Source organism: Curtobacterium sp. MCBD17_013 (assembly GCF_003234565.1).
Lineage (GTDB): Bacteria > Actinomycetota > Actinomycetes > Actinomycetales > Microbacteriaceae > Curtobacterium.
The window spans coordinates 339702-365473 of the sequence record NZ_QKTU01000001.1; the positions used below are offsets into that span (position 1 = coordinate 339702).

Below are 25772 nucleotides of genomic sequence, written 5' to 3' on the forward strand. Positions count from 1 at the left end.
CCGCACCACCGACGGACGGGAGGGACGGCACGAGCTGGTGCCGTCCCTCCCGTCCGTCGGAGCGGGGTCGTCGCGAGCGGCGAGCGCGTCCTCATCGCGCGTCGACGGCCTCGTACGCCTGCCACATCGCCGCGTACCGGCCCTCGCGCGCGAGCAGCTCGTCGTGCGGGCCGAGTTCCGCGATCCGCCCTCCCGCGATCACGGCGATGCGGTGCGCCGCGCGTGCCGTCTGCAGCCGGTGGGCGATGACGATCGTGGTCCGACCGGACGCGACGGTCTGCATCGCCGCCGTCACGCGCGCCTCGGTGAGCAGATCGAGGTTCGAGGTGGCCTCGTCGAGCAACAGGACCGCGGGATCGACGAGTTCGGCACGGGCGAGGGCGATGAGCTGCCGGTGCCCCGCGGAGAGGGACCGCCCCCGTTCCGACAGCTGGTGGTGGTAGCCGCCGGGCAGCTCGGACACGAACTCGTGTGCACCGACGGCGCGCGCCGCCGCCTCCACCTCGGCATCGGTGGCGTCCATCCGGCCGTACGCGATGTTGTCCCGGACGGTGCCGGTGAACAGGAACGCCTCCTGCGGCACGTACCCGAGTTGCCGGCGGTACGCCCGCAGGTCGAGCGTGCGGAGGTCCCGCCCGTCGACGAGGACGGCGCCGTCGTCCGGGTCGTAGAACCGCGCGATGAGCTTCATCACGGTCGACTTGCCGGCGCCCGTCTCGCCGACGAACGCGATCGTCTCGCCCGGCCGCACGGCGAGCGTGACGTCGTGCAGTGCCTCCGGCGGTCGGACCGCCCTCGCCGGCGGGGCGGCGGACGCGATGCGCGGGTCGGCCGGGCCGCGGCGTTCCGCTGGACGCACGGGCGTGCGCACCACGGGATAGGCGAACCGCACCGACCGCAGCTCCAGCGCACCCGACAGGCGGGGCGGGACGACGGCGTCCGACGCGTCCGGGGTGAGGGTCTCGAGCGCCATGAGGTCGCTGATCCGCGACACCGACACCCGGGTCTGCTGCCACGCGTCGAACACCTGCGACAGCTGCTGGATGGGCGAGAAGAACATGTCGATGTAGAGCAGGAACGCGATGAGCGCCCCGGACGTCAGGTGTCCGGACCCGATGAGCGTCGCGCCGACGCCGAGCACGATGACGTCGGCGACCCCGGACAGGAACTGCACGAACGGGAAGTACGTCGCGACGAGACGCTGCGCCGCGATCCGCGAGTCGAGGTACCGCCGCCCCAGCGCGTGGAAGTGCCGCACCGTCGCGGCCTCGTGCACGAACGCCTGGGACTCGCGGACGCCGGACAGACTCTCCTGGAAGTCCGCGTTGACGACGGCGATGCGCTCACGCGCCTCGTCGTACAACCGGGAGGACCGGCTCCGGAACCACACGGTCGCCCCGGCGAGCGGGACCACGACCGACAGGGTCAGCAGACCGAGTTCGGGGTCGATGAGCACGAGCGCGACGCCGACCCCGACGAACGTCACGATCGACACGAGCGCCGAGAGCAGGCCGTTCTGGATGAGCGTCTCGAACTGGTCCACGTCCGTCGTCATCCGGGTCATCACCCGGCCCGCCATCTCACGCTCGTAGAAGTCGAGGGACAACCGCTGGAGCTGGGCGAAGATCCGGATCCGCAGACTCAGCATGATCCGCTGGGCCGCCTTGCCCGTCACGAAGGTCTCGGCCATGCCGTCGGCGAGGTCCGCGAGCGTCACCAGCAGGAACAGGGCCGCGGCGCCGAACAGCACGACCTCGGAACCCCGCTGCACGCCGTCGTCGATGCCGGTCTTGACGAGCACCGGCCCGAGCAGGCCGGCGACCGCGTCGACCACGACGAACAGGAGGGCCAGCAGCAGCGGACGTCGGAACTCCCGCAGCAGCGTGGCGAGTGAGAACCGTCGGTCCTGCACGGTCTCGCGGTCGAGGTCGACCGTCGGGACGTCCCGGATCGGTCCGAGCGCCGCCACCAGCGCGAGCAGTTCCGGGGTCGCCGCGAACATGCCGGCCATGCCCCGCCCGCTGCCGCGTCCGCGACCGCCGAGCCCCGCGCCGAGGCCACCACCGGGCCCCGACGTCGCGACCGTGGTCGCCGCAGCCGCTCCGGGCCTCCAGGCATCGTCCGTCACGCCGCCCGCCGCCTGCGCGAGCCGGCTCAGGGCGTCGATGTCACCCGCCGCGGCCGCCGCCGCGGTGTCGTCGGTCGCGTCGTCGTCGAGGCCGGTGACGAGCGCGCGGTACACCGCACTCGTGGCGACGAGGGACTCGTGCGTCCCCTCGTCGACGACGCGCCCGTGGTCGAGGACCAGGATGCGGTCGGCGAGGTGCAGCGTCGACTCGCGGTGGGCGATGAGGATCACCGTCCGGTCCCGGAGTTCGCCGCGGAGCGCGTCGTGGATCGACTGCTCGGTCGAGGCGTCGATCGCGCTCGTCGCGTCGTCGAGCACGAGGATCCGCGGATCGGACAGGATCGCCCGGGCGAGGGCGATCCGCTGCCGCTGCCCGCCGGACAACGACAGGCCACGCTCACCGACGACGGTGTCCAGCCCCTTCGGCAGCGCATCGATGAACCCGATCGCATGAGCGACCTCGGCCGCGTGGCGGATCTCCGCCTCGGTCGCGGAGGGACGCCCGTAGGCGATGTTCGCCCCGACCGTGTCCGAGAACAGGAAGCTGTCCTCGAACACCATGCCGATGGCGCCACGGATCGAGTGCAGGCTGAGGTCGCGGAGGTCGTGTCCGTCGAGCAGGACCCGCCCGGACTCCGGGTCGTGGAACCGGGCGACGAGGGACGCGACCGTCGACTTGCCGCTCCCGCTCGGCCCGACGAGGGCGACGCGCTCGCCGGGCCGCACCTGCAGGTCGAGCCCGTCGAGCGCAGGGTGGATGTCGGCACTCCCGGTCCCGTAGGAGAAGGTCACACCCTCGAACACGACGTCGCCCCGGACGTGGTCCACCGCCACGGCGTCCGGCGCGTCCCGGATCGCGGGCTCCCGGTCGATGAGCTGGAAGATCCGCTCGATGCCGACCTGCGCTTGCTGTCCGATCGTCAGCACGCCCGCGAGCTGCCGAGCGGGCGCCATGAGCGCGGCGACGTAGCTCGTGAACGCGAGGAACGTGCCGATGGTGATCCGGCCCTCCAGGGCGAGCCACCCGCCCAACGCGAGGATCGCGACCTGCGCGAGGGTCGGGATCGACTCGAGCAGGGGCTGGAACCGCGCCTGGATCCGCACCGAACGCATCTGCGCGCCGTAGAGGCCGGTCGCGACGCGCGTCAGGTGCTCGACCTCGTGCCGCTCCCGGCCGAACGCCTTGACGACGCGGACCCCGTTGACGTCCTCGTCGACGATCTGCGCCACCTCGCCCTCGCGCTGCTGGGCGTCCCAGGTCGCCGGCATGATCCTGCGCCGCATCCGGTACGCCGTCACGACGAGGACCGGCACCATCACGAGGCTGACCAGGGCGAGCAGGGGTGACAGCGTGAACATCACGACGATCGACAGGACCATCAGGATCACGTTGCCGCTCATGATCGGCAGCATGTTGAGCAGGCCCTGCACGAGCGCCGAGTCGGAGTTCGCCCGGCTGACGAGCTGCCCCGTCGGCATCTGGTCGAGGCTCGCGAAGTCCATGCGCTGCAGGTGGTCGTGCATGTCGTTGCGGAGGTCGTTCTGCACCTCGAGCGCCACCCGGCCGCCGCGGTACCGCCGCAGGTACGTGAAGCCGAACGTCGCGGCGGCGAGCGCCAGGAGCAGCGCCAGCCACGGTCCGAGCGGCGAGGTGTGCGCGACGATCACGCCGTCCACGATGCGACGGGCGACGAGCGGTACGACGACCTGGCAGAGGCTCCCGAGCAGCGCCGCGACGAGCGAGATGACGACGCTCCTGCGGTGGCGGAGCATGTAACGCCAGAGGCGGCGGATCCAGCCCTCGGTGCTCGGGTCGGTCACGCGCGCCACTCTACGCCGGATGGTTCCGGCTCCGAACCATCTGCGTGCGGCCGTCGTCGCCGCTACCAGTGGGTACGCTTCGCGGGTGGATGCGACGCAGCCCTCCGGGACGACGAGACGACGGATCGAGCTGCGGCTCCGGAAGCCGGCGCTGGCGTGGTTCGCCCGACCGACCGTCGTGGTCGACGGACGCGGGCACCCGGCGCAGTGGGGGACCGGCACGTGGGCGGTGTCGGACGCGGGCGGCACCGAGATCGCCGTGTACCTCTACAACCGCGTGTGGCGCTTCGGCGCGGCCAGCACCACCGTCGGTGGGGGCGGAGCGGCCCCCGCGGTCCTCGAGTACCGCGTCGGTGTCCTGCCGACCGCGCGGGGGCGGCTCGTCTCGCTGCGCTGAGACACGCGTTCCCTGGGAAGCACCGGTGTCCTCGTCCCACGGCTCCGGCCACCCGACGCGTAGGAAGGGCTGCAGCGGCCGGCGTCCGGTCGGTCCGAGACGAAGGAGACGACATGGCACAGGGAGTAGCGGCGGTCTGGGTGCCCGTCACGGACATGCAGCGCGCGGTCGCGTTCTACCGCGACACGCTCGGACTCGAGGTCACGCACGAGGGTGACGACTGGAGCGAGATCGACGGCGGTGGCCTGCGCATCGGCCTGAACGCCCGCGAGGACGCGAAGCCCGCGAGTGACGGCGGCGCCGTCATCACGTTCCAGCCGGACGGGAGCATCGAGGACGAGATCGCGACGCTCAAGGAGCGCGGTGCCGACATCGAGGGCTCCGTCAGCGAGCACCCGTGGGGTCGGATCATGCCGTTCAAGGACTCCGAGGGCAACGACCTGCAGTACTACACGCCGCCGCAGGGCTGACCGCGCCACGGGGCGGGCGGGAGGGACGTGCGGCGGCTGCCGCTGAGCGACTCGACCGCACGCACCGCCCCCGGCGGGGAGTAGCGTCCGCCTCGGCACCCGACGCCGCGGTCCGTGGCGCCCGACGAAGGAGGTCCCGCCATGCCCGCACTCATCGACACCTTCACCATGTCGAACGGCCTGCACATCCCGGGGATCGGCTTCGGCACCTGGCAGATCCCCGACGGGGCGGCCGCGTACGACGCCACCCGCGCCGCGCTCGACGCCGGGTACCGGCACATCGACACGGCACGCGCCTACGGCAACGAGGCGAGCGTCGGCCGTGCGATCAAGGACAGCGGCGTCCCGCGCGACGAGGTGTTCGTGACCACGAAGTGCCCGGCCGAGGTGAAGACCGCCGACGGCGCCCGTCACGCCTTCGCCGAGTCCGAGCGCCTGCTCGACGTCGGCCCGATCGACCTGTACCTCATCCACGCGCCCTGGCCCTGGAACGCGATCGGCTCGGACCACCGCGCCGGGAACATCGAGGTGTGGAAGGTGTTCGAGGAGCTCTACGACGCCGGGCGCACCCGTTCGATCGGCGTCTCCAACTTCGACGTGGACGACCTCGAGTCCCTCGCCGCGGACACCGACGTCGTCCCGCACGCCAACCAGATCCGCTGGTTCATCGGCAACACCCAGGACGAGACCACCGCCTACTGCCGCGAGCGGGACATCCTCGTCGAGGGGTACTCGCCGCTCGCCACGGGCGGTCTGCTCGAGAACGAGGCGATCCGGGCGATCGGCGAGCGGTACGGCAAGTCCGTCGCCCAGGTCGCGATCCGCTACCTGCTCGAGAAGGACGTCCTGCCCCTGCCGAAGTCCACCACGCCGTCGCGCATCGCCGAGAACGCCGACGTCGACTTCGCGCTGTCGGCCGAGGACATCGCGACGCTCGACGCGCTCGAGGACACCGACGCCTGACGCTCCGTGGAGGCGGTGGTCCGTACCGTCACGGCAATCGCCTCGAGGAACGGATCAGGATGAGCGCCACGAACGACACGACCGACACCGCGTCGACCGACATCGCGATCACGGACACCGACGCGACCGAGGTCGTCCGGTTCCTCGCCGAGCACCGGCAGCGTGTCGTCGACGAGTTGAGCGCGTGGGTGGCGATCCCGTCCGTCGGCGCGCTCCCGGAGCGGGCCATCGACGTCGAGCGGTCCGCGCACTGGCTCGCCGGCGAACTCCGGGCGATCGGGTTCACGACCGAGCTCCTGCGGGCCGGGCCGTCCGTGGCGGTGTACGCCGAGTGGCAGGTCGATCCCGCGCTGCCGACCGTGCTCGTGTACAGCCACCACGACGTGCGGGACGCGAAGCCCGAGGAGTGGAAGGAGACCGCGCCGTTCGCGCCCGTGCTCCGCGACGGCCGGCTCTACGGCCGCGGTGCGTCGGACGCGAAGGGCCAGATGATCGCGCACCTGTGGGGACTGCGGGCGCACCTGGCGACCCGACCGGACGGGTTGCCGGCGGTCAACTTCCGGGTGATCGTCGAGGGCGAGGAGGAGCTCGGCTCGACGCACTTCGCGGACCTCATCGAGACCCACCGGGACCGGTTCGCCTGCGACGTCGTCGTGTTCTCCGACACGCTGCAGTGGAAGCAGGGCAACCCCGCCGTCGTCACCTCGATGCGCGGCATGACCGGGGCCACGCTGACCATCACCGGGCCGGAGCGCGACGTCCACAGCGGAGCGGCGTCCGGACCGACGCCGAACCCCGTCCACGTGCTCGTCGACGTCCTCGGGCGGCTGCACGACGACGACGGCCGCATCGCCCTGCCCGGCTTCTACGACGACGTCGAGGAGCTGACCGACGAGCGGCGGCGCGAGCTCGAGGACCTGTCCTTCGACACCGACGTCTGGCTCGAGCGCACCGAGACGCGGAGCGTCACGGGCGAGCGCGGGTTCACGGTCGAGGAGCGCCTGTGGGCACGGCCGTCACTCGAGATCCTCTCGGTCCTCGCGGGCGACCCGACCGGCGTCTCGCGTGCGGTCATCCCGTCCCAGGCGACCGCCGAACTCAGCATCCGCACCGTCCCGGGGCAGCACGTGCACACCGTCGCGGAGCAGGTGCGCGCGTTCTTCGACGAGCACATCCCGGACAGCGTGGTCTACGAACTGTCCATCCCGGAGGAGTCGGGGCAGGACCCGTACGTCACACCGTCCGGGCTCGCGCTCGACGCCCTCGACCGAGCCATGGCGCGCGGACACGGGACCCCCACCGCCGGCCGCATGGGCAACGCGGGCGGCGGGCCGGCCGAGCTGCTCGGACGCGAGCTCGACGTCCCGGTGCTGTTCGTGGGCACGGGGCTCCCCGAGGACCACTGGCACTCGAGCGACGAGAGCATCGACCTCGAGATGCTCGTCGCCGGCGCGGCCTCGATCGCGCACCTGTGGACGGAACTCGGCGCGTCGATCGAGCCCGAGCGCTCCTGACGCTCCCGCTCAGCGGTACCGGGGCTTGCGCGGCGGCCGGTCATCGCGGTCGTCGCGCCCGCCTCGGTCGTCGCGGTCGCGGCGCGGACCGCCACGACGGTCCGGGCGGATCTCGATGAGCTTGCCGCTGATCCGGGTGTCCCGCAGGCGGTCGAGGACGTCCTCGGACAGGTCCGCCGGGAGCTCGACGATCGAGAAGTCCGGACGGATCTGGATCTGACCGAAGTCGTCGCGGCCGAGGCCACCCTCGTTCGCGAGCGCGCCCACGATCTGGCGCGGCTCGACGCGCTGCCGACGACCGACCTCGATCCGGTAGGGCGCCATCGGCTGCGTCGACCGGGCCCGCCGCTCGGGCCGTTCGCCGCGTCCGCCGGTCTGGTCGTCGCGGTCGTACACGCGCGGTCCGCGGTCCTCGGTGGCGCGGCGCTGCCGCTCCTCCTGCGGGTCGAGCAGCAGCGGCTCCTCACCCTGGGCGACGACGGCGAGGGCCGCCGCGACGTCTGCCTCGGGCACGTCGTGGTGCTCGACGTAGTGCCCGATGATGTCGCGGAACGCCGAGATCCGGTCCTGCTGCTCGAGCGCCGCGGTGATCGCGTCGTCGAACCGCGCCAGACGCGTGACGTTGACGTCCTCGACCGTGGGCAGCTGCATCTGCGTGAGCGGCTGACGCGTCGCCTTCTCGATGGCGCCGAGCAGGCGGCGCTCACGGGGCGTGACGAAGCTGATGGCCGCACCACTCCGGCCGGCGCGGCCGGTGCGTCCGATGCGGTGCACGTAGGACTCGGTGTCGATCGGGATGTCGTAGTTCACGACGTGCGTGATGCGGTCGACGTCCAGGCCCCGTGCCGCGACGTCGGTGGCGACGAGGATGTCGAGCTTGCCGGACTTGAGCTGGTTGACCGTGCGCTCGCGCTGCGCCTGTGCGACGTCCCCGCTGATGGCGGCGGCGGCGTACCCCCGGGCCCGGAGCTTCTCGGCGAGCGTCTCGGTCTCGCTCTTCGTGCGGACGAACACGATCATCCCCTCGAAGTTCTCGACCTCGAGGATGCGGGTCAGGGCGTCGACCTTCTGCGGGTAGGACACGAGCAGGTAGCGCTGGGTCGTGTTCGCCGAGGTCGTCGTCTTCTGCTTGACGGTGATCTCGGCCGGGTCGTCCAGGTACTGCTTCGAGATCCGACGGATCTGCGCCGGCATGGTCGCCGAGAACAACGCGACCTGCTTGTCGTCCGGCGTCTCGGCGAGGATCGTCTCGACGTCCTCCGCGAACCCCATCTTGAGCATCTCGTCGGCCTCGTCGAGCACGAGGTACTTGAGCTCGGACAGGTCGAGGGTGCCCTTGGCGATGTGGTCCATGATGCGCCCCGGCGTGCCGACGACGACGTCGACACCGCGGCGGAGCGCCGACAGCTGGACGCCGTACGCCTGCCCGCCGTACACCGGCAGGACGTGCACACCGCGCATGTGCGCGGCGTACTGCTCGAACGCCTCGCACACCTGGAGTGCGAGTTCACGGGTGGGGGAGAGCACGAGGGCCTGCGGCAGTTTCTGCGAGGACGCGAGCCGCGACAGGATCGGCAGCGCGAACGCAGCGGTCTTGCCCGTGCCCGTCTGTGCGAGGCCGACGACGTCGCGCCCCTCGAGGAGCGTGGGGATCGTGGCGGCCTGGATCGCGGACGGCACCTCGTACCCGATGTCGCGCACGGCCTTGAGGACCGGCTCGCTCAACCCGAGGTCGGCGAACGTCGGCGAAGCCCCGTCGGTGTCGGCGGCGGTCGGCGTGTCCGTGTCGGTGCTCATACAGGAACGGTATCCGGTCGAGGGTGTCCCGCGTGGCGGATCGCGGGCCCGCGCCTCCCGTCCGGCGTCAGCCGAGTCCGGCGACGAGGTTGACGAGCGTCGCGAGGATGACCGATCCGAACACGTACGCCAGCAGGCAGTGGCGGAGCACGACGCGACGGATCGCCGTGGACGTGACGGCCGTGTCGCTGACCTGGAACGTCATCCCGAGGTTGAAGGCGAAGTACGCGAAGTCGCCGTACGCGGGCGGCGTCCGCTGGTTGAAGTCGATGCCGCCCTCGGCGTCGCCGCCGTAGTACTGCACGGCGTACCGCAGCATGAACAGCGTGTGGATGAGGATCCACGACAGGGCGACACTGAGCACGGCGAGGGCCGCCAGGAGGTCCGCTCGGAGCCCGCCGCTCTCCTTCGACCCGATGAGCGTCATGCCGACGATGAAGAGGCTCCCGACCGCTGCGAGCACGAGGAGGACGTGGCTCACGCGGCGCGTCGGGTCCTCGCGGAGCGCGTGGACGCGGGTGGCGACGCCGTCGAGGCCGTGGACGGCGGTCCAGACCCGCACGAGGTAGGTCAGGCAGGCGGCCGTCCAGCCGATCGCCCAGGCCGCGAGCCCGGCGTGCACGACGAAGGCGACGACGCCGGCGGCCACGCCGACGACGACCATCGCGATGAGGCGAGCACGGGAGCGGCCGCGGTGCGCGCCGACCTGCATGGAGTCCACCGCATGATCGTCGCCGCCGGTGACTCCGCGCGGCCTGCGACACGCGCTCGCGGCGTCGCCGACCTACTCGTCGTCCGGGTGCTCGCGGTGGTCCCGCGCCGTGCGCAGGCCGACGACGAGCGCCGCGATGCCGGCGATGAAGCCGCCGAACGTGCTGATGACATTCGAATCATCCGGGCCGGGCACGCCGCGCACCAGGTTGACCAGCGCGCTGATCCCGTCGACGACGAACACGACGCCGAGCGCGTACCAGACGAGGTCCGCGTGCCGCTGGAGCCACCCGGAGATCCGCGGCTCGTCCTCGTCGGCGTCCGTTCGCGGGGTGGTCTCGTCGTCCATGGTCGGGATGCTAGCCGCTGGGCACTCGGTGGCCGCTGGCCGTGCGACCGTCCCCTGCGATCGGGTGCACGTCGTTCGGCACGGTCGCGTCCCGGTGGTCGTGCCCGGCGTGTCAGGTGGCGGCCGTGCCGCGCAGCTCGATGGCGATCTGGGTGGCGTCGAGGTTGGCGAGCGCGTCCTCCAGGACGTCGGCGTCGAACGTGCCGTTGTCGCGGGCGTCGCGCAGCGCGGACCGTTGCGCCGCGATGACGGCGAGGCGGTGCTCCTTGGCGATGCCGAACTGCTCCTGGGTCGGGTCGCCCCCGAGCTGCGGCGGCTCGGGCACGGACTCGCCGCTCGACCGCATGAGCTCGAAGAGCCGCGTGCGTTCGGCGTCCGTCTGCTGTTCGAGCGCCGCGGTGTCCCGTGGCGGCGTGATCCGCCGCAGCAGGGGCCCGATCGTGCCGCCCTGGACGAGGAGCGACAGGGCCGCGACCGCGAACGCGATGAGCACGAGAGCCGAGCGCTGTGGCGTGTCGTGCGGGAGGGTCTGGGCGGCGGCGACCGTGACGGCACCGCGCATACCCGCCCAGACGACCGCGGTGCCCTCGCGCCATCCGAGCGGCTCTCGCCGGAAGTACGCGATGTCGGCGAGCACCTGCGTCACGCGTCGGGCGAACCGCTCGAGGTCCCGCGCGGACCGCGGGCGGCCACCGGAGCCCGGACCGCGCTGCCGCGCGTTCACCTCGACGAACGCCTGCCGTTGGCCCTCGGGCGTGTCGAGCTTCGCCTGCACGCCCTGCAGTCGGTCCTCCAGCCGGACTCCGCGGCCCGCCCGGGCACGGAGGACCCGGAGCAGCGGCGCGACGTACGCGGCCCGGACCATCACCGTGAGCACGAACGCGCCGACGGCGACCAGGACGGCGATCCCGACACCGGCGTGGTCGTGGTGCACGGCCCCGACGATCGACGTGATCTGCAGGCCCATGGTCAGGAACACGATGCCCTCGAGCACGAGCTCCACCGTCCGCCAGTTCTGCGAGTCCGACAACCGGTGCTGCGGCGACAGGTCCCGCGGCGCGAAGACGCCCGTGATGAGGCCCGCGACGACGGCGGCCACGAGTCCGGACGCGCCGAGGGCCTCCGCCGGGACCGCCGCCGCGAACGGCACCGCGAACGAGATCACCGTGTTCACCGTGGGGTCGGTCACGCGCTTGCGCACCACGAGGTCCAGCCAGCCCACGAGCCACCCGATCAGCAGCGCCACGACGACCGAGTACGCGAACGTCCCGACCGCGCCCCAGAACGAGAAGGACGCGGCCGTCGCGACGATCGCGGTGCGGAGGAGCACGAGCGCCGTCGCGTCGTTGAGCAGGCTCTCGCCGTCGAGCATCGCCACGACGCGCTTGGACACCGACGTCCGCTTGATGATCGACGTGGCCACGGCGTCGGTCGGACTCACGATCGCGCCGAGCGCGACGCCCCAGGCGAACCCGAGGCCGGGCAGGACGAGCATGAAGAACAGGCCGAGCACGAGTGCGCTGCCGACGACGAGCAGGACGGACAGCCCGCTGATCGCCCCGAACTCGCGCCGGAAGTTCATGGCCGGCATCGACACCGCCGACGCGTACAGCAGTGGGGGGAGGAGGCCCTCGAGCACCCACGCCGGCTCGATGTGGACGGAGGCGAACCACGGCAGGAAGCTCGCACCGACGCCGATCGCGACGAGCACGAGCGGCGCGGCGATCCCGATGCGCGGGCCGACCACCGCGGCCGCGGCGATGAGCACGAGCGCGGACACGATGAGCACCAGGAGTTCCGTCACGGATCCAGACTGGCAGGCTCCGAGCACACCGGGGGGACCCGTCGTGTTCCGCCGATCCCGGCCCGTGCTCGGTCGACGCGCTCGGTCGCCACCCGAGCGGCGGCTAGGATTCCCTGAGGAGGCATCATGTCCAGGTGGGGGGACCGCGACGGAGTCGGCGCGGAGCAGAGCGGGACGCCGACGGTGCGCGTGATCGGTGTCGTGGTCGCGGTGGCGACGGCGGGCCTGTTGACCGGGTGTTCGATGCTCGGCGGGACGACCGACCCGGGCCCGTCCGTCACGACGTCGCACCGTCCGACGCACCACCGCATGGCGACCGTGTCCGCCACGCCCACAGCCACGCCGACCGCCCCGAGCGCCGGCGTCATCCCCGGGTCCGCGACGCCGCGCCCCGCGACCGCCGGACCCGAGGCGGCGCCGAGCCCGAGTCCGACGCTCACGTCCGTCCCGCAGGGCACCGTCGTCGCCCAGGGCGACGTCGCGTCGCCGAAGGGCAGCGTCCACTTCCACTACCGGATGGTCGCGAACGGCGACGACACGTACTCCGCCGAGTACTCCGGGTTCACCTCGACCGTGCCGGTGCCGATCTCCGTCACGCTGCTCGACGTCCCGCCGGAGGTGGGGGATGGCCTGACCTACCACGGGGTCGCGGACCACCAGCTCGGGGGTCCGACGACCACACCGGCACCCGCGTCGTCCGCGTCTCTCGGCGACATCGGGCAGCCGGCGTACCTCGGGACGCTCGTGACCTACTCGTCGGCGGCGGCCGAGGCCGACGTGCCGCAGGAACTCGGCCCCGACAAGGTCCTCGCCGTGGACACCGTGCACTGGTCGATCCCCGTACGGCAGTCGAACGTCCACCCGGTCGACGGCGGGGCACGCCCATACGCCTCCGGCACCGTCACCGCGACGACGGCCAGCGGTGCCCCGAAGCGGTACCGGGTGGCCCACGGCGACACGACGGCCATGGTGGCGTCGCGGTTCGGGATCTCGGTGCAGGACCTCATCTGGCTCAACGCGGGCCTGCAGGTGTTCGGCGACCAGCAGTACCTCTACGAGGACACGACGATCAACCTCGACCCCGACAGCAAGTAGCCCCGGCCGGGACCCGGTCACACGACGGCCGCGATCGGCCGACCCGGGGCCCGGACCGCGGAGTCGAGCCGCGTCCACGCGCGGCCCAGGGCCTCGACGAGCCGCACCTGCGCGTCCGCCGGCACCGCGTAGGGGACGCGGAGGAACCCCTCGAAGCCCCCGTGCGGCCCGAACGCACCACCCGAGGTGAGGACGAGGCCCTCGGCGCGGGCGGCGAGGACGAGCGCGCTCGAGACCGGACGGCCGAGGCGCACCCAGGTGGACAACCCGCCGGCCGGTGCCGGGACCTCCCACTCCGGCACCCGGTCCCGCAACCCGGCCACGACGGTGTCGCGGGCGGCGCGGAGGAAGGTGCGCCGGGCCTCCAGGGCGGCCGCCGTGTCCGGGACGAGCTCGCGGACGATGCGCTGTTCGATCGCGGGCGTGCCGAGGTCGCCCGTCGGCCGGGCGAGCACGAGGCGCTGCAGGAGCGCGGGGTCCGCCCGGATCCAGCCGACCCGCAGACCACCCCAGAAGACCTTGCCGGCCGATCCGATGAGGACCGCTGGACCGGCCGTCGCGAACGGCGGCACCACGTCGCCGTCGATCCGGAGCTCCGCCATGGTCTCGTCGGCGATGACGACGGTGCCGGCGTCCGCGGCCGCCGCGAGCACGGCCTCCCGGAGTGCGGACGGCATGGTCGCCGCGGTCGGGTTGTGCAGGTCGGGCATGAGGTACGCGACCGCTGGCGCGCTCCGCCGCAGCGCGCTGACGAGCGCGTCACCGTCCCAGCCGTCGTGCGCGTCCACGGGCACGGCCACCAACCGTGCCCCGGCCGCGCGGAACGCCTCGTGGGCGTGCGGGTACGTGGGGGACTCGATGAGGACCTCCGTGCCGCGGCGCACGAGCACGCGCGCCAGGAGCGCGATCGCGTGCTGCGCGCCGAGGGTGACGAGCACCTGGTCCGCCGTCGTCGGCAGGCCCCGCGTCGTGTAGCGGTCGGCGATCGCCGCCCGGAGCCCCGGGTCGCCGACGGTGTCGTACCCGTTGCCCACGAGTGCGGCCGGGAGGCCCTGCACCGCCCGCACCGCCGCCTCGGCGACACCCGGGGCCGCGTGGAGCGCTGCCTTCCGCAGGTCGAGCAGGTCGCCGTCCACCGGCGCGGCGAGGTGGTCCGGGTCGGGCCGCCCGGCGACCGCGGACGGGAGCCGCAGCACACTCCCCGACCCGCGGGTGCTGCGGAGGAACCCGTCGTCCCGGAGCAGGGCGTAGGCGCTGGCGACCGTCGTCCGGCTGACGCCGAGCGCGTCGGCGAGCTGCCGTTCGGCGGGGAGGCGCGTCCCGACCGCGACCCGCCCGTCGATCGCGAGCACGCGGACGGCGTCGGCGAGTGCGCTGTAGGCGGGCCCGGACGAGCCGTCGCGCCAGTGCGTGAGCAGGGCGGCGGCGGCCCGGGCCGAGAGCACGAGGGGGATCACGGTGGCCAGCGTAGGATGATTGGCTCTCGACGACCAGTCCAATCCGCGGTTGGGTGCTCGTGTGTCCCGCCGCCCCGCGCTCGTGCTCCGTGTCGTCCAGCTCCTCGTCGGTCTGTTCCTCTACGGGGCCGCGACGGCGCTCATGGTCCGCGCGGTCATCGGCGTCGCGTCGTGGAGCGTCCTCACCGAGGGGCTCGAGCGGATCGTGCCGTGGTCGTTCGGCACCGTGACCCTGGTGTCGAGCGGCGTCATCCTGCTGTTCTGGATCCCGCTGCGCCAGCGGCCCGGCATCGGCACGGTCCTCAACGCGCTCACCATCGGCCCGGCCGCCGACCTCGTCCTCGCCGTCGTCCACACTCCCGCCGGGCTGCCGGGACGCATCGGGCTGTTCGCGCTCGGGCTCGTCCTGCTCGCCGTCGCCACGGCCTGCTACATCGGGGCCCGGTTCGGAGCGGGCGCGCGGGACGGCCTCATGGTCGGACTCCACGAGCGGCTCGGCTGGCCGGTCTGGCTGGCACGGACCGCGATCGAGTTGACCGTCGTCGTGGTCGGGTGGCTCCTCGGCGGCGACGTCGGCGTCGGGACCGTCGTCGCGGCGTTCGCCATCGGACCGATGGTCGGCCCGCTCATGCCCGTGTTCGCCCGTCTGCCATGGAGCACACCCACCGCGCCCACTCCCCGGTAGCGCTGCGGTACGGCGTCGACGCGCGGGTCCGTCCGTCACACGGGAATGGACGACGGCACCAGCGCTCTTGAGCACTCCATGACATCGTCGACGGAACGCCGCGGCTGGCTCAGTGTGCTCTCGGTGGCACTCGGCTCGTTCGTGCTCGTGCTCTCGGAGTTCCTGCCCATCGGACTCCTGCCCGCCATCGCCCGCGGGCTGCACGTCGACATCGGCACCGCAGGACTCATGGTCGTCGCCACCGGACTCACCGGCGCCGTCGCCGCACCGGTGGTCACCGTCGCCACCTCCCGCGTGGACCGTCGCGTCGTCCTCGTCGCCCTCACGGCCCTCCTGGTCGTGGCCGACGCGCTCGCCGCGGTCGCGCCGTCGTTCTGGGTGCTGCTCGTGGCGCGGATGCTCCTGGGCGTCGGGATCGGCGGGTTCTGGTCGATCGGTGCCGGGATCGCCGGGAGGCTCGTGGCGCCGTCCGCCGTGATCCGCGCGACCTCGTTCATCACCGCCGGCATCTCGGTCGCGACGGTCGTGAGCCTGCCGCTCGGTGCGTTCGTCTCGTCGCTCGCCAGCTGGCGGCTCGCGTTCGTCATCGGCGGCGGCCTCGGTGTGGTGGCGCTGGGCCTCCAGGTCGCGATGTTGCCGCGGATCCCGGCGACCCAGGCCGTCCGGTTCGCGACGCTCGGCGGGCTGCTCCGGATCCCGCGCGCTCGCGTCGGTCTCATCGCCGCGGTGTTCCTGTTCGTCGCCCAGTTCGCCGCCTACACGTACGTGTCGCCGTACCTGGAACAGATGGTCCGCGTCGACGCGGACACCGTCACGATCGCCCTGCTCGTGTTCGGCATCGCGGGGATCATCGGGAACTTCGCCGCGGGGTGGACCCTGAGCCGCAGCGTGATCGGCACCATCGGCGTCGCGAAGGCCGTGCTCGCCGCCTCGGTCGTCCTGCTGCCCCTCGCGGCACAATCGGTCGTCGCGGTGTTCGTCCTGCTCGCGGTCTGGGGCTTCGTGTGGGGTGCGCTGCCCCTCGGGACGCAGACCTGGATGTCGAACGCGTCGCCCGGCTCGTCCGAGAGCGGTCTGGCGCTGTTCGTCACGACCATCCAGCTCGCCATCGCCGGCGGGTCCGTGCTCGGCGGCGCCGCCGTCACGTCGTTCGGGCTCGCGACCGACTTCTGGTTCTCGGGCGCCGTCGCGGTGGTCGGCGCCGTCGTGCTCGTCTGGCTCGGGCAGCGCCGACCGTCGAGTCCGGCCGTGACCGGGGGAACGGCGACGACCGCGGGGTCGGCGACGACCGCGGGACCCGCGACGACCGCGGGACCCGCGACGACCGCGGGACCGGCGACGACGGCCGCGATCCGCCTCCCGGGTGCCGGCGACCCGGACCCGGTGTGCACGCCGGCTCCCTGACGAACGGACGATGCTGGCCGAGCGGTGCCCGCGTGCACTAGCTTCTGCCGCATGCGCACGGTCACGAGTGGTCTCTTCACGTCCGTGGACGGCGTCGTCCAGGACCCGTTCCGGTTCCAGTACGACTCGTTCGACGACGAACTCGGTGCCGGGATGGGCCGGTTCATGGCGGCGACGTCGACGGTGCTCCTCGGCAGGAGGTCCTACGAGGAATGGGCGACGTGGTGGCCCGCCCACCCGGAGGACCCGTTCGCCCGGTTCATCAACCCGATCGAGAAGCTCGTCGTCTCGCGCACCCTCGGACCGGATCTGGCGTGGGAGCACAGCACCCTCATCGAGGGCGACCTGCTCGACGTCGTCCGCGAGCTCCGCGCGGGGGACGGCGGGGACGTCGCGGTCTGCGGCAGCATCTCGGTCGTCCGTCAGCTCGTGTTCGCGGGCCTGCTCGACGAACTCCAACTCATGATCCACCCCGCCGTCGCGGGCGCCGGACGCCGCCTGTTCGAACCCACCGACCCCCCGCTCCGCCTGCGGCTGCTCCGGAGCGAGGTCACGAGCAAGGGCAACGTGCTGAACACGTACGGTCCGTTCGAGGCGGTGGTGGCGCCGTGAGGCTCCCCGGGGACGGGCACGTCCACAGCGAGTGGTCCTGGGACAGCGGATCGGACCCGGCGTCGCCGGGGCGGATGGTGCGCACGTGCGAGCAGGCGGTCCGGGTCGGGCTCCCGGCCATCGTGTTCACCGAACACCTCGACCTCGAGGACACGTGGCGCGTCGACGACGGCGACATGGGACCGTACGCCGGGGCGCTCGTCGGCGACGACGGCATCGTCCACCTGCCGTCGTTCGACCTCGACGGGTACCTCGAGTCGATCGACCGGTGCCGATCCGCGTTCCCCGGACTGCGGATCCTCACCGGCGTCGAGTTCGGCCAGCCGCACCTCTGGGGGGAGGCGGCTGCCACGGTCCTCGACACCGGCGCGATCGATCGCGTGAACGGGTCGCTGCACATGCTCCCCTTCGGCGACGACCGCACCGAACCGACGACGCTGTACCACCACCGACCCGCGGACGAGGTCATGTGGGCGTACCTCGAGGAGGTCCCCCGCATGGTCGCGGGGTCCGACGCCTTCGCCGTGTTCACGCACATCGACTTCGCGGTGCGCGCCTGGCCGACCGCGACGGCGGGACCGTTCGACCCCCGACGCTTCGAGGAGGGCTTCCGCGCCGCGATGCGCGCCATCGCCGGATCCGGACGCGCGCTCGAGATGAACACCCGACGGCTCTGGTCGTGGGTGCCGCAGTGGTGGAGCGAGGAAGGCGGCCGAGCAGTCACCTTCGGCAGCGACGCACACGTCCCCGAGGCGGTCGCCGCGCACTTCCCCGAGGCCGTGCTCATGGTGGAGTCGTTCGGTTTCCGTGCCGGATCGCGGCCCGAGGACCCCTGGACGCGCTGACGCGTCGCGCCAGCATGCACCGGCAGCGCCCCGCGGCGTCCGCTGACCCCGGTCACCGCGAACGCGAGAACGCCGCGTCGAACGCGGCCTCCGGCGGCGCGATCCGCCCGAGTGCCCGGACGAACGCGAGCGCCTCCGGCCCCCCGACGAGCCGGTCCATGCCCGCGTCCTCCCACTCGACGCTCGTCGGGCCGTCGTACCCGATCGCGTTGAGCACCCGGAAGACCCGCTCCCACGGCACGTCCCCGTGCCCGGCGGTCACGAAGTCCCAACCGCGACGTGGATCGCCCCACGGCAGGTGCGACGCCAACCGGCCGTTGCGTCCGTCGAGTTGCTTGACCGACTCCTTGCAGTGCACGTGGTACACCCGGTCAGCGAAGTCGAGCAGGAACGCGGCCGGGTCCAGGTCCTGCCACACGAAGTGCGACGGGTCGAAGTTGAAGCCGAACGCGGGCCGGTCGGCGAACATCTCGAGCGTCCGCTTCGCGGTCCAGTAGTCGTACGCGATCTCCGACGGGTGGACCTCGAGCGCGAACCGCACCCCGACCTCCTCGAACACGTCGAGGATGGGCGCGAACCGGTCGTGGAAGTCCTGGTACCCGGCGTCGACCATGCCCGGGGGCACCGGCGGGAACCCCGCCACGGTCTTCCAGATCGCCGACCCGGAGAACCCGGTCACGGTGTGGGCACCGAGTGCCGCGGCCGCCCGTGCGGTGTCCTGCATCTCGCGAGCAGCCCGCTGGCGGACGCCCTCCGGGTCACCGTCGCCCCAGACGTGCGGCGGCAGGATGTCCTCGTGCCGCGCGTCGATCGGGTCGTCGCACACGGCCTGCCCGACCAGGTGGTTGGCGATCGCCCGGACCTCGAGCCCGTTCCGCTCGAGCACGGCCTTCCGCTCGGCGACGTACTCCGGGTCGGACGCGGCGCGGCGGACGTCGAGGTGGTCCCCCCAGCAGGCGATCTCCAGACCGTCGAACCCCCACTCGCCGGCCAGGCGCGCCACCTCCTCGAACGGCAGGTCGGCCCACTGACCGGTGAACAGCGTGACCGGGCGGGTGCCGGCTGCGGCGCTCACGAGGCGACCTCCGCCGCGGGCGCGGCCAGGGCCTCCCGGACGGACGGCCACGACCGGAGCCGTTCGCGCACGTCGTCCCGCTGTTCGTCGGCGATCGCGGTGGTGAGCGCGCGGCCGAGCACGTCGTCGATGCGGACCGGGAGGCCCGTGGCGGCGGACTCGACGGCCGCCTCGACCATGGCGAGGCTGACGACGTTCTCGTGCACCTCGCCCTGCGGACGCCGTCCGGTCCGCAGCGCGGTGACGAACTCCGCGAGCGACCCGGCGATCTCCGGTGGGGTGCTCGTCGGCGGGTCGACGACGAGTGGCGACCCGTCGGCGCGCTCGGCCGAGGGCGCCGCGTCGCCGTCCCAGAGCGCGGTGCCCCCGGCGGCACTCACCCGCCAGTCGCCGTTCCAGGACGTCTCGGCGCCGGCGGCACACCAGCTGCCCGAGTAGACGAACCGCACGCCGTCCTCGAACGAGAACACGGCGCTCGCCGCGGCATCGCCCCGGTACCAGCTCCACGAGGGGTTGAACGCCTCGCAGTACACCGACACGGGATCGCGTCCGAGCAGGGCGCGGACCGCGTCGAAGGGGTGGATCGCCATGTCGAGGAGCAGCGGGTGGTCCATCACGTCGCGGAACCCCCCGAAGTGCGGGGCCTTCGCGAAGGTGTGGGTCACGACGCCGACGTCGCCGAGCTCGGCGGTCAGGGCACGGAGGTGCGTCAGGTGGTCGTTGTACCGGCGGGACTGACTCACCATGAACAGCTCGCCCGTGCACTCGGCGGCCGCGGCGAGCGACAGGCCCTCGGCGACCGAGGCGGCCACGGGCTTCTCGCCGAGCACCGGCAGACCGAGGAACAGCGCCTCGGTGGTGACCGGATGGTGGGCGCGGGGGATCGTGACGTCGAGGACCGCGTCGGGACGGACCTCCCGGACCATGTCGGCGAGCACGGCACCCGTCGGCACCGTCCCGCCGCCGGCGGCGGCGACGAGCTCGGCACCGGCGCGCGCGGTCTCCGGGACGAGGTCGACGATGCCGACGAGCTCGACGTCGGCACTGGCCACGACGTTCCGGAGCCACGCCTGCCCCATGCCGCCCGCGCCGACCTGCAGGATGCGGACCGGGCGGTCCGCGTCGATGGTCTCGGTCATGCCTCGATCGCTCCCTGGTAGCTCTTGCCGTTGAAGAAGTCGTCCGTGTCGTACCGGAGCAGGGTCGGCGTCGCGCGCTCGCGCTCCGGACGGGCCCACTCGACCGCGTTCGCGATCACGTGGGTCACGTCGGGCTGGTGGTAGACGGGGAAGTCCTGGTCCCCGGGGCTGAAATAGAACACCTTGCCGAAGCCCCGGCGGTACGTCATGCCGCTCCGGAACACCTCACCGCCGCTGAACCCGCTGATGAACACGAGCTCGTCCGGCGTGGGGACGTCGAAGTACTCGCCGTACATCTCCTGCTCGGGGATGACGATCGGGTTCGGGATGCCGCGGGTGATCGGGTGCTGCGGGTTCACCGTCCAGACGAGCTCGCGGTCGTGCTCGCTGCGCCACCGGAGCGTGCAGGTGGTGCCCATGAGCTTGCCGAAGATCTTGGACCAGTGGCCGGAGTGCAGCACGATGAGGCCCATCCCGGCGAGGACGTGCCGGTGCACGCGGTCCACCACCTCGTCGTCGACCTCGGCGTGTGCGGCGTGGCCCCACCAGGTGAGCACGTCGGTCTGCTCGAGGACCTCCTCGGTCAGGCCGTGCTCGGGCTCGTCGAACACGTGCGTCGTCACCGACGCGGCGTCGCCGAGCCAGTGCGTGATGCCGGCGGCGATCGCGCCGTGCATGCCGTCCGGGTAGCGGTCGGCGACGTGCTGCTCGACCTGTTCGTGGCGGTTCTCGCCCCAGACGACGACGCGGATGGGGGTGGTGGTGTCGGTCACGGTTGCTCCGTTGCTCGTGGTGGTGTGGTGTCGTGGTGCGCGGCGGTCACTTGACCGCACCGCCGGTGGCGCCCGCCGCGATGAACCGCTGCGCGATGACGAGCAGGATGATCGCGGGCAGGGAGGCCAGGACCGCGGTCGCCATGACCGTGCTCCAGTCGGCGGTGTACGTGCCGATGTACTGGTAGATGCCGAGGGTGATCGGCCGGATCTTCTGGGTGGTCGTCAGCGTCAGGGCGAACAGGAAGTCGCTCCACGTGAACAGGAAGGTGAACAGCGCCGCGGTGACGAGCGCGTTCACGCTGATGGGCAGCACGACCGCGGTGAACGCCCGGACGTTGCCGGCGCCGTCGATCTTCGCCGCCTCGATGATCGACGTCGGGATCCCGGCCATGAACGCGCGCATGACGATGATCGCGAACGGGATCCCCGCGGTCGAGTCCGCGAGCACCAGGCCGAGCACCGAGTTGAGGAGCCCGAGCTGGTTGTAGGCGGTGTAGAGGGCGTTCGCGACGACGATCCCGGGGATCATCTGCGCGATGAGGATCCCGAACAGGATCGTGTCCGCGCCCCGGATCCGGAGCTGCGCCAGCGCGTACGAGGCCGGCGCCGCGATGAGCAGGCTGAGGACGACGCTCCCCGCCGCGATGAGCAGGCTCGTCACGAGGTTCCCGCCCTGGTCGGCGAGCGCGTGCGCGTACCCGGAGAACTGGGCGTGGAACGGGAACCACGCGGCGTCGATCGCGGGTCCGGCGGGCTGGAGCGAGATGTTGAGCATCCAGTAGACCGGGAACAGCATGACGCACAGGATCAGGATCCCGATGACGGTCAGGATCCACTTCCGGGAGGCCCGGCGCGGCCGCCCAGCGTCGGCGGCGGTCGAGCGGGTGGTCGCCCCTCTGACGGCCCGCGAGCGGGTCGGGGCGGTGAGCACCTGGTCCGGTGCCACGACGTGGTCACTCATCGATCGCCCTCCTCGTGGCGCGCAGGTAGACGACCGCGAACACCGCCGAGATGACGATGAGGATGTCGCTGAGCGCTGCGCCCTTGCCGAAGCTGAACTGCTGGAACGACAGCTGGTACGACTGGGTGGCGATCGTCTGGGTGGAGTTGGCCGGGCCGCCGTTCGTGAGCCCGAGGATGATGTCGAGCACCTTGATCGTGTACACGACGCCGAGCACGAGCACGACGCTGACGACCGGACGGAGCATCGGCCAGGTGATGTGCCGGAACGCCTTCCAGCCCGTGGCACCGTCGAGGGAACCGGCTTCGTACAGCTCCTCGGGGATGTCCTGGAGACCGCTGTACAGGATCGTCGTGTTGAACGGGATCCCGATCCAGATGTTCACGCCGATCACCGTGAGCAGCGCGATGGACGTGCTCGTCAACCAGGGGACGGGCCCCGCGACGACGTGCAGGCCCTGCAACACCTGGTTGAGCACGCCGCTGTCCTGGTCGAGGATCCACTTCCACACCGCGCTCGAGACGATGAGGGGCAGGAGCCACGGCAGGAGCAGGAGCGACCGGAGCAGACCGTTCAGCGGGAACGACCGCTTGAAGAACAGCGCGATGAGGAGCCCGAGCACGAACTGCCCGACGATGGAGATCACCGTGAACAGGGCGGTGTTGAGCAGCGCGGTGCCGAAGTAGTGCGCGCTGATGACGCTGACGTAGTTGCGGAGCCCGATGAACGGGGCGCTCCCGGTGAAGAACGTCGTCGTCGTGTAGTCCTGGAAGCTCATGACGATGTTCTTGACCACGGGGTAGCCGAAGAACAACAGCATGTAGACCACGGCGGGTGCGAGGAACAGCAGCCGGAACACCCGTTCGCGGCGGAGGCTCCCGGCGCCGCGCCGGGGCCCCGGGGCGGGGCGGCGGTCCCGCTCGGAGCCGCCCCCCGTCCCCGTCGCCCGGCTCCGCACGCCGGCGGTGTCGACCGTCATCAGCTGTTCGCCGCGTCCTTGAGCGCGTCCGCGGGCGACGACTGCCCGGTGAGCGCCGACTGGATCGCGGTGTAGATCTTCGTCGCGGCGGCCGGCCACTTGGCGCCGAGCTCACCCGTGCGGGCCCGGGCCGTCGCGACCATGTCGACGAACACCTGCTCCGACGGCACCTGCTGGCCGAACCGCTTCGCCACCGCGGTGCGCGAGGGGATCGTGTACCGCTGCTTCGCCATGGACAGCTGGTTCTTCGCGCTGTTGAGGCACTTGACGACCTTCGCCGCGACCTTCTGCTTGGCGCTGTCACCGGTCTGCGGCACGGTCCAGACCTCGCCGCCGAGCGGAGCGACCGAGTCGTCGCCGGCCTTCGGCACCGGGATCTTCGCGATGCCGTAGTCGATGCCGCTCGCCTTGAGGGCCGGGATCTGCCACGGGCCGTTGATCATCATCGCGGTCTTGCCCGCGATGAACTGGTCGTTCACGTCGGCCTGCGTCCAGTTGAGCGCGCCCTTCGACACCGAGCCGCTCTTGACCATGTCGGTCCAGAGCTGCAACGCGCCCTGTGTGCCCTTGGTGTCGAGGTGCTTCTCGTCACCGCCGTTCGACCACATGAACGGCAGGAACTGCCACGAGCCCTCGTACGTGGCGTTGGCGTCGAACGCCAGACCGTACTGCGATCCCGACGTCAGCTTGGCGGCGGCGGTCTTCAGCTCGGCCCACGTGGTGGGGACCTGGACGCCCGCGTCGCTGAGGTCCTTCTTGTTGTACATGAGCGCGATCGTGTTCACGGTGGGGGCGAGCCCGTAGAGCTTCCCCTTGTACGTGCCGGCCGACACGACGCCCTTGGCGTAGCCCTTGGACGAGATCCCGTAGTCCTTGAGCGGGGCGAGGGCGCCGCTCGCCGCGATCTGCTGCAGGTCGGGGTTGTCGAGCATGAGCACGTCCGGCAGCGTCCTCGACGACGCCTGCTGCAGGACCTTCTGGACGAGGTTCGCACCCGGCACGACGTTGCGGTTGATCGTGACGCCGATCTGCTTGCCGCACTGCTTGAGCGTCTTGCCGATGACGACCTTGTCGTTGCCTTGGTTGTAGTAGTCGAGCACGCTGATGCTCTTCACACTGCTCGCGGCGGGGCTCGAGCCGGTGGCACAGCCGCCGAGGACGAGCGGGATGGTGGTGGCGATGGCGGCCGCTCCGACGAGGGTGGCTCGTCGTCGCGCCCGGGTGGGGACGGATGTGCTGCTGCTGCGCTTCATTGCGGTGCTCGCTTCCTGGATGGGACCTCGCGGCTGCGCGAGGGTCGTGCTGCGCCCGGTCGCGGGTGCGCGGGCGTGGTCGAGCGCCCGGCCCGGCGCTCGTCGCCGGGCGGGTCGTGCTGTGTCGGTCTGGGCCGGTCGGGAGGGACGGGTCAGGTGAGGACGTCGGCCGCGGAGTCCGCGGGGACGTCGGCCCAGCTGCCGTCGGCGTCGGCACTGCGTGCGACGGCGTCGAGGACGCGCTGAACGTGGAGGCCGTCCGCGAAGGACGGCTCGGGACGGGTGCCGTCGGCGATGGCGGTGACGAGGTCGACGACCTGATGGGTGAACGCGTGCTCCCACCCGAGGACGTGCCCCGCTGGCCACCACATGTCGACCCAGGGGTGGCCGGGGTCGGTGACGAGGACCTGACGGAAGCCCTGTTCGGTCTCCGGCAGGGTGGCGTCGTGGAAGGCGAGCTCGTTGAGCCGCTCGAGGTCGAACGCCACCGCACCGGTCGTGCCGCTGATCTCGATGCGGAGCGCGTTCTTCCGACCACTCGCGACGCGCGAGGCGCCGAACTGGCCGATCGAGCCGTCGGACAGCCGCGCCGTGATGAGGGCGAGGTCGTCCACGGTCACCGGGCGCCGCGGGGCGTCGGCGGCGGAGCGGCCTCCGAGACCGACGGCCTCCGTCATCACCGGTCGTTCGGTCGTGAAGGTGTGCAGGAGACCGGACACCCGCTCCACCGCCGCTCCGGTCACGTACTCGACGGCGTCGATCGCGTGGGCTCCGATGTCGCCGAGGGCGCCGCTGCCGGCCTGCTCCTGGTCGAGGCGCCAGGTCATCGGTCCGTCGGGGTCGGCGAGCCAGTCCTGGTCGTAGGTGGCGCGCACCTGGCGGACGTCCCCGATCCTCCCGGCCCGGACGAGGTCGTGGGCCAACCGGAGCGCGGGGACGCGACGGTAGCTGAAGCCGACCATCGCGACGACCCCGTGGTCCGCGGCCGTGGCGGCGGCCGCGGCCATGCGCTCCGCCTCCGCGACGCTGTTGGCCAGGGGCTTCTCGCACAGCACGTGCTTGCCCGCCTCGAGCGCGGCGACCGCGATCTCGGCGTGGGAGGACCCCGGCGTGCAGATGTCGACGAGGTCGATGTCGTCGCGGGCGATGACGTCGCGCCAGTCGGTGGCGCTCGACTCCCACCCGAGGCGGTCCGCGGCGGCCGCGGCACGGGCGGCGTCGCGGCCGACGACGACGGATCGACGCACCGAACGCGGCAGGTCCGCGACCACCGGCGCCGTGCGCCATGCCTGGGAATGGGCGGCGCCCATGAACCCGTGTCCGATCATCGCGACCCGGATCGTGCCGTCGACACTGCTCATCTCGTAACTCCTTCGTCACTCAACGGCGGTCACGCTATTGCACGTCCGGAGCGAGCACAAGAGAATCGTCGAAACAATTCGACGATGACACGCGCGCGTTCCAGGGCATCGCGTGGGGCTCGTCCGCGCTATCGTCGAATGGGTTCGACCGCGTCGCGGTCCGGGTCCGGGCGGAG

At 72.0% G+C, this 25772-nt stretch carries 22 protein-coding genes; 9 read left to right on the plus strand and 13 right to left on the minus strand.

Going from position 1 to position 25772, the window contains the following annotated elements:
• Positions 1 to 91: 91 nt before the first annotated feature.
• The gene (locus DEI81_RS01500; protein WP_220035607.1) at positions 92 to 3949 is read right to left on the minus strand and encodes an ABC transporter ATP-binding protein; all 3858 of its coding nucleotides are present in this window, start codon (positions 3947 to 3949) and stop codon (positions 92 to 94) included.
• An 85-nt stretch (positions 3950 to 4034) separates the two neighbouring features.
• Here DEI81_RS01500 and DEI81_RS01505 point away from each other — a divergent pair, with 85 nt between their 5' ends.
• The 4 genes from DEI81_RS01505 (at position 4035) to DEI81_RS01520 (ending at position 7293) form a co-directional block, all read left to right on the plus strand.
• Positions 4035 to 4346 carry a hypothetical protein gene (locus tag DEI81_RS01505; protein WP_111008723.1) on the plus strand — a complete coding sequence of 104 codons (312 nt, stop codon included), beginning with the start codon at positions 4035 to 4037 and terminating at the stop codon, positions 4344 to 4346.
• Positions 4347 to 4459: 113 nt separating this feature from the next.
• A complete protein-coding gene (locus tag DEI81_RS01510; protein WP_111008724.1) occupies positions 4460 to 4816 on the plus strand; it encodes a VOC family protein in 357 nt (118 codons plus the stop codon).
• Between the two features lie 141 nt (positions 4817 to 4957).
• Positions 4958 to 5779 carry an aldo/keto reductase gene (locus DEI81_RS01515; protein ID WP_111008725.1) on the plus strand — a complete coding sequence of 274 codons (822 nt, stop codon included), beginning with the start codon at positions 4958 to 4960 and terminating at the stop codon, positions 5777 to 5779.
• A gap of 59 nt (positions 5780 to 5838) precedes the next feature.
• Complete coding sequence (locus tag DEI81_RS01520) at positions 5839 to 7293, plus strand: M20/M25/M40 family metallo-hydrolase (RefSeq protein WP_111008726.1); 1455 nt, start codon at positions 5839 to 5841, stop codon at positions 7291 to 7293.
• 9 nt (positions 7294 to 7302) lie between these two features.
• Here the strand turns inward: DEI81_RS01520 and DEI81_RS01525 are convergent, their stop codons facing one another.
• From DEI81_RS01525 to DEI81_RS01540, 4 genes are all read right to left on the minus strand, one after another.
• Positions 7303 to 9090, minus strand: coding sequence for a DEAD/DEAH box helicase (locus DEI81_RS01525; RefSeq protein ID WP_111008727.1), 1788 nt, complete (start codon positions 9088 to 9090; stop codon positions 7303 to 7305).
• Positions 9091 to 9157: 67 nt separating this feature from the next.
• Positions 9158 to 9802, minus strand: coding sequence for a DUF1345 domain-containing protein (locus tag DEI81_RS01530; protein WP_111008948.1), 645 nt, complete (start codon positions 9800 to 9802; stop codon positions 9158 to 9160).
• 72 nt (positions 9803 to 9874) lie between these two features.
• Positions 9875 to 10150 (minus strand): hypothetical protein, encoded by a 276-nt coding sequence (locus DEI81_RS01535; RefSeq protein WP_111008728.1) that lies wholly within the window; start codon positions 10148 to 10150, stop codon positions 9875 to 9877.
• A 112-nt stretch (positions 10151 to 10262) separates the two neighbouring features.
• Entirely contained in the window at positions 10263 to 11954 is a 1692-nt protein-coding gene (locus DEI81_RS01540) for a sodium:proton antiporter (protein WP_111008729.1), read from the minus strand.
• A 126-nt stretch (positions 11955 to 12080) separates the two neighbouring features.
• Here DEI81_RS01540 and DEI81_RS01545 point away from each other — a divergent pair, with 126 nt between their 5' ends.
• Positions 12081 to 13049 (plus strand): LysM domain-containing protein, encoded by a 969-nt coding sequence (locus tag DEI81_RS01545; RefSeq protein ID WP_258368421.1) that lies wholly within the window; start codon positions 12081 to 12083, stop codon positions 13047 to 13049.
• A gap of 17 nt (positions 13050 to 13066) precedes the next feature.
• Here DEI81_RS01545 and DEI81_RS01550 read toward each other — a convergent pair whose 3' ends face one another.
• Complete coding sequence (locus DEI81_RS01550; RefSeq protein WP_258368423.1) at positions 13067 to 14506, minus strand: PLP-dependent aminotransferase family protein; 1440 nt, start codon at positions 14504 to 14506, stop codon at positions 13067 to 13069.
• 61 nt (positions 14507 to 14567) lie between these two features.
• On the opposite strand from DEI81_RS01550, the gene DEI81_RS01555 reads away from it, so the two are divergent.
• The 4 genes from DEI81_RS01555 to DEI81_RS01570 all read left to right on the plus strand — a co-directional run bounded on the left by DEI81_RS01555 (position 14568) and on the right by DEI81_RS01570 (position 18052).
• Entirely contained in the window at positions 14568 to 15191 is a 624-nt protein-coding gene (locus tag DEI81_RS01555; protein WP_111008730.1) for a YitT family protein, read from the plus strand.
• Between the two features lie 78 nt (positions 15192 to 15269).
• Positions 15270 to 16595: an MFS transporter gene (locus DEI81_RS01560; RefSeq protein WP_111008731.1), complete on the plus strand. Its 1326-nt coding sequence runs from the start codon at positions 15270 to 15272 to the stop codon at positions 16593 to 16595.
• 51 nt (positions 16596 to 16646) lie between these two features.
• Positions 16647 to 17207, plus strand: a complete 561-nt coding sequence (locus DEI81_RS01565) for a dihydrofolate reductase family protein (RefSeq protein WP_111008732.1) — start codon at positions 16647 to 16649, stop codon at positions 17205 to 17207.
• A complete protein-coding gene (locus tag DEI81_RS01570; RefSeq protein WP_111008733.1) occupies positions 17204 to 18052 on the plus strand; it encodes a PHP domain-containing protein in 849 nt (282 codons plus the stop codon). The genes DEI81_RS01565 and DEI81_RS01570 overlap by 4 nt, the downstream gene beginning before the upstream one ends.
• 52 nt (positions 18053 to 18104) lie before the next feature.
• On the opposite strand, the gene DEI81_RS01575 is transcribed toward DEI81_RS01570, so the two are convergent.
• The 7 genes from DEI81_RS01575 to DEI81_RS01605 form a co-directional block, all read right to left on the minus strand.
• Positions 18105 to 19127 carry a sugar phosphate isomerase/epimerase gene (locus DEI81_RS01575; protein ID WP_111008951.1) on the minus strand — a complete coding sequence of 341 codons (1023 nt, stop codon included), beginning with the start codon at positions 19125 to 19127 and terminating at the stop codon, positions 18105 to 18107.
• Positions 19124 to 20266 carry a Gfo/Idh/MocA family protein gene (locus DEI81_RS01580; protein WP_111008734.1) on the minus strand — a complete coding sequence of 381 codons (1143 nt, stop codon included), beginning with the start codon at positions 20264 to 20266 and terminating at the stop codon, positions 19124 to 19126. Before DEI81_RS01580 ends, DEI81_RS01575 begins: the two co-directional genes overlap by 4 nt.
• On the minus strand, positions 20263 to 21039 hold the full coding sequence (locus tag DEI81_RS01585; protein WP_111008735.1) for a ThuA domain-containing protein: 777 nt from the start codon (positions 21037 to 21039) through the stop codon (positions 20263 to 20265). The genes DEI81_RS01580 and DEI81_RS01585 overlap by 4 nt, the downstream gene beginning before the upstream one ends.
• 46 nt (positions 21040 to 21085) lie before the next feature.
• The gene (locus DEI81_RS01590) at positions 21086 to 22003 is read right to left on the minus strand and encodes a carbohydrate ABC transporter permease (RefSeq protein ID WP_111008736.1); all 918 of its coding nucleotides are present in this window, start codon (positions 22001 to 22003) and stop codon (positions 21086 to 21088) included.
• A complete protein-coding gene (locus tag DEI81_RS01595; RefSeq protein ID WP_111008737.1) occupies positions 21996 to 22982 on the minus strand; it encodes a carbohydrate ABC transporter permease in 987 nt (328 codons plus the stop codon). The genes DEI81_RS01590 and DEI81_RS01595 overlap by 8 nt, the downstream gene beginning before the upstream one ends.
• Positions 22982 to 24235 (minus strand): sugar ABC transporter substrate-binding protein, encoded by a 1254-nt coding sequence (locus DEI81_RS01600; RefSeq protein ID WP_111008738.1) that lies wholly within the window; start codon positions 24233 to 24235, stop codon positions 22982 to 22984. Before DEI81_RS01600 ends, DEI81_RS01595 begins: the two co-directional genes overlap by 1 nt.
• 152 nt (positions 24236 to 24387) lie before the next feature.
• Entirely contained in the window at positions 24388 to 25596 is a 1209-nt protein-coding gene (locus DEI81_RS01605; protein ID WP_258368425.1) for a Gfo/Idh/MocA family protein, read from the minus strand.
• Between the last annotated feature and the right edge of the window lie 176 nt (positions 25597 to 25772).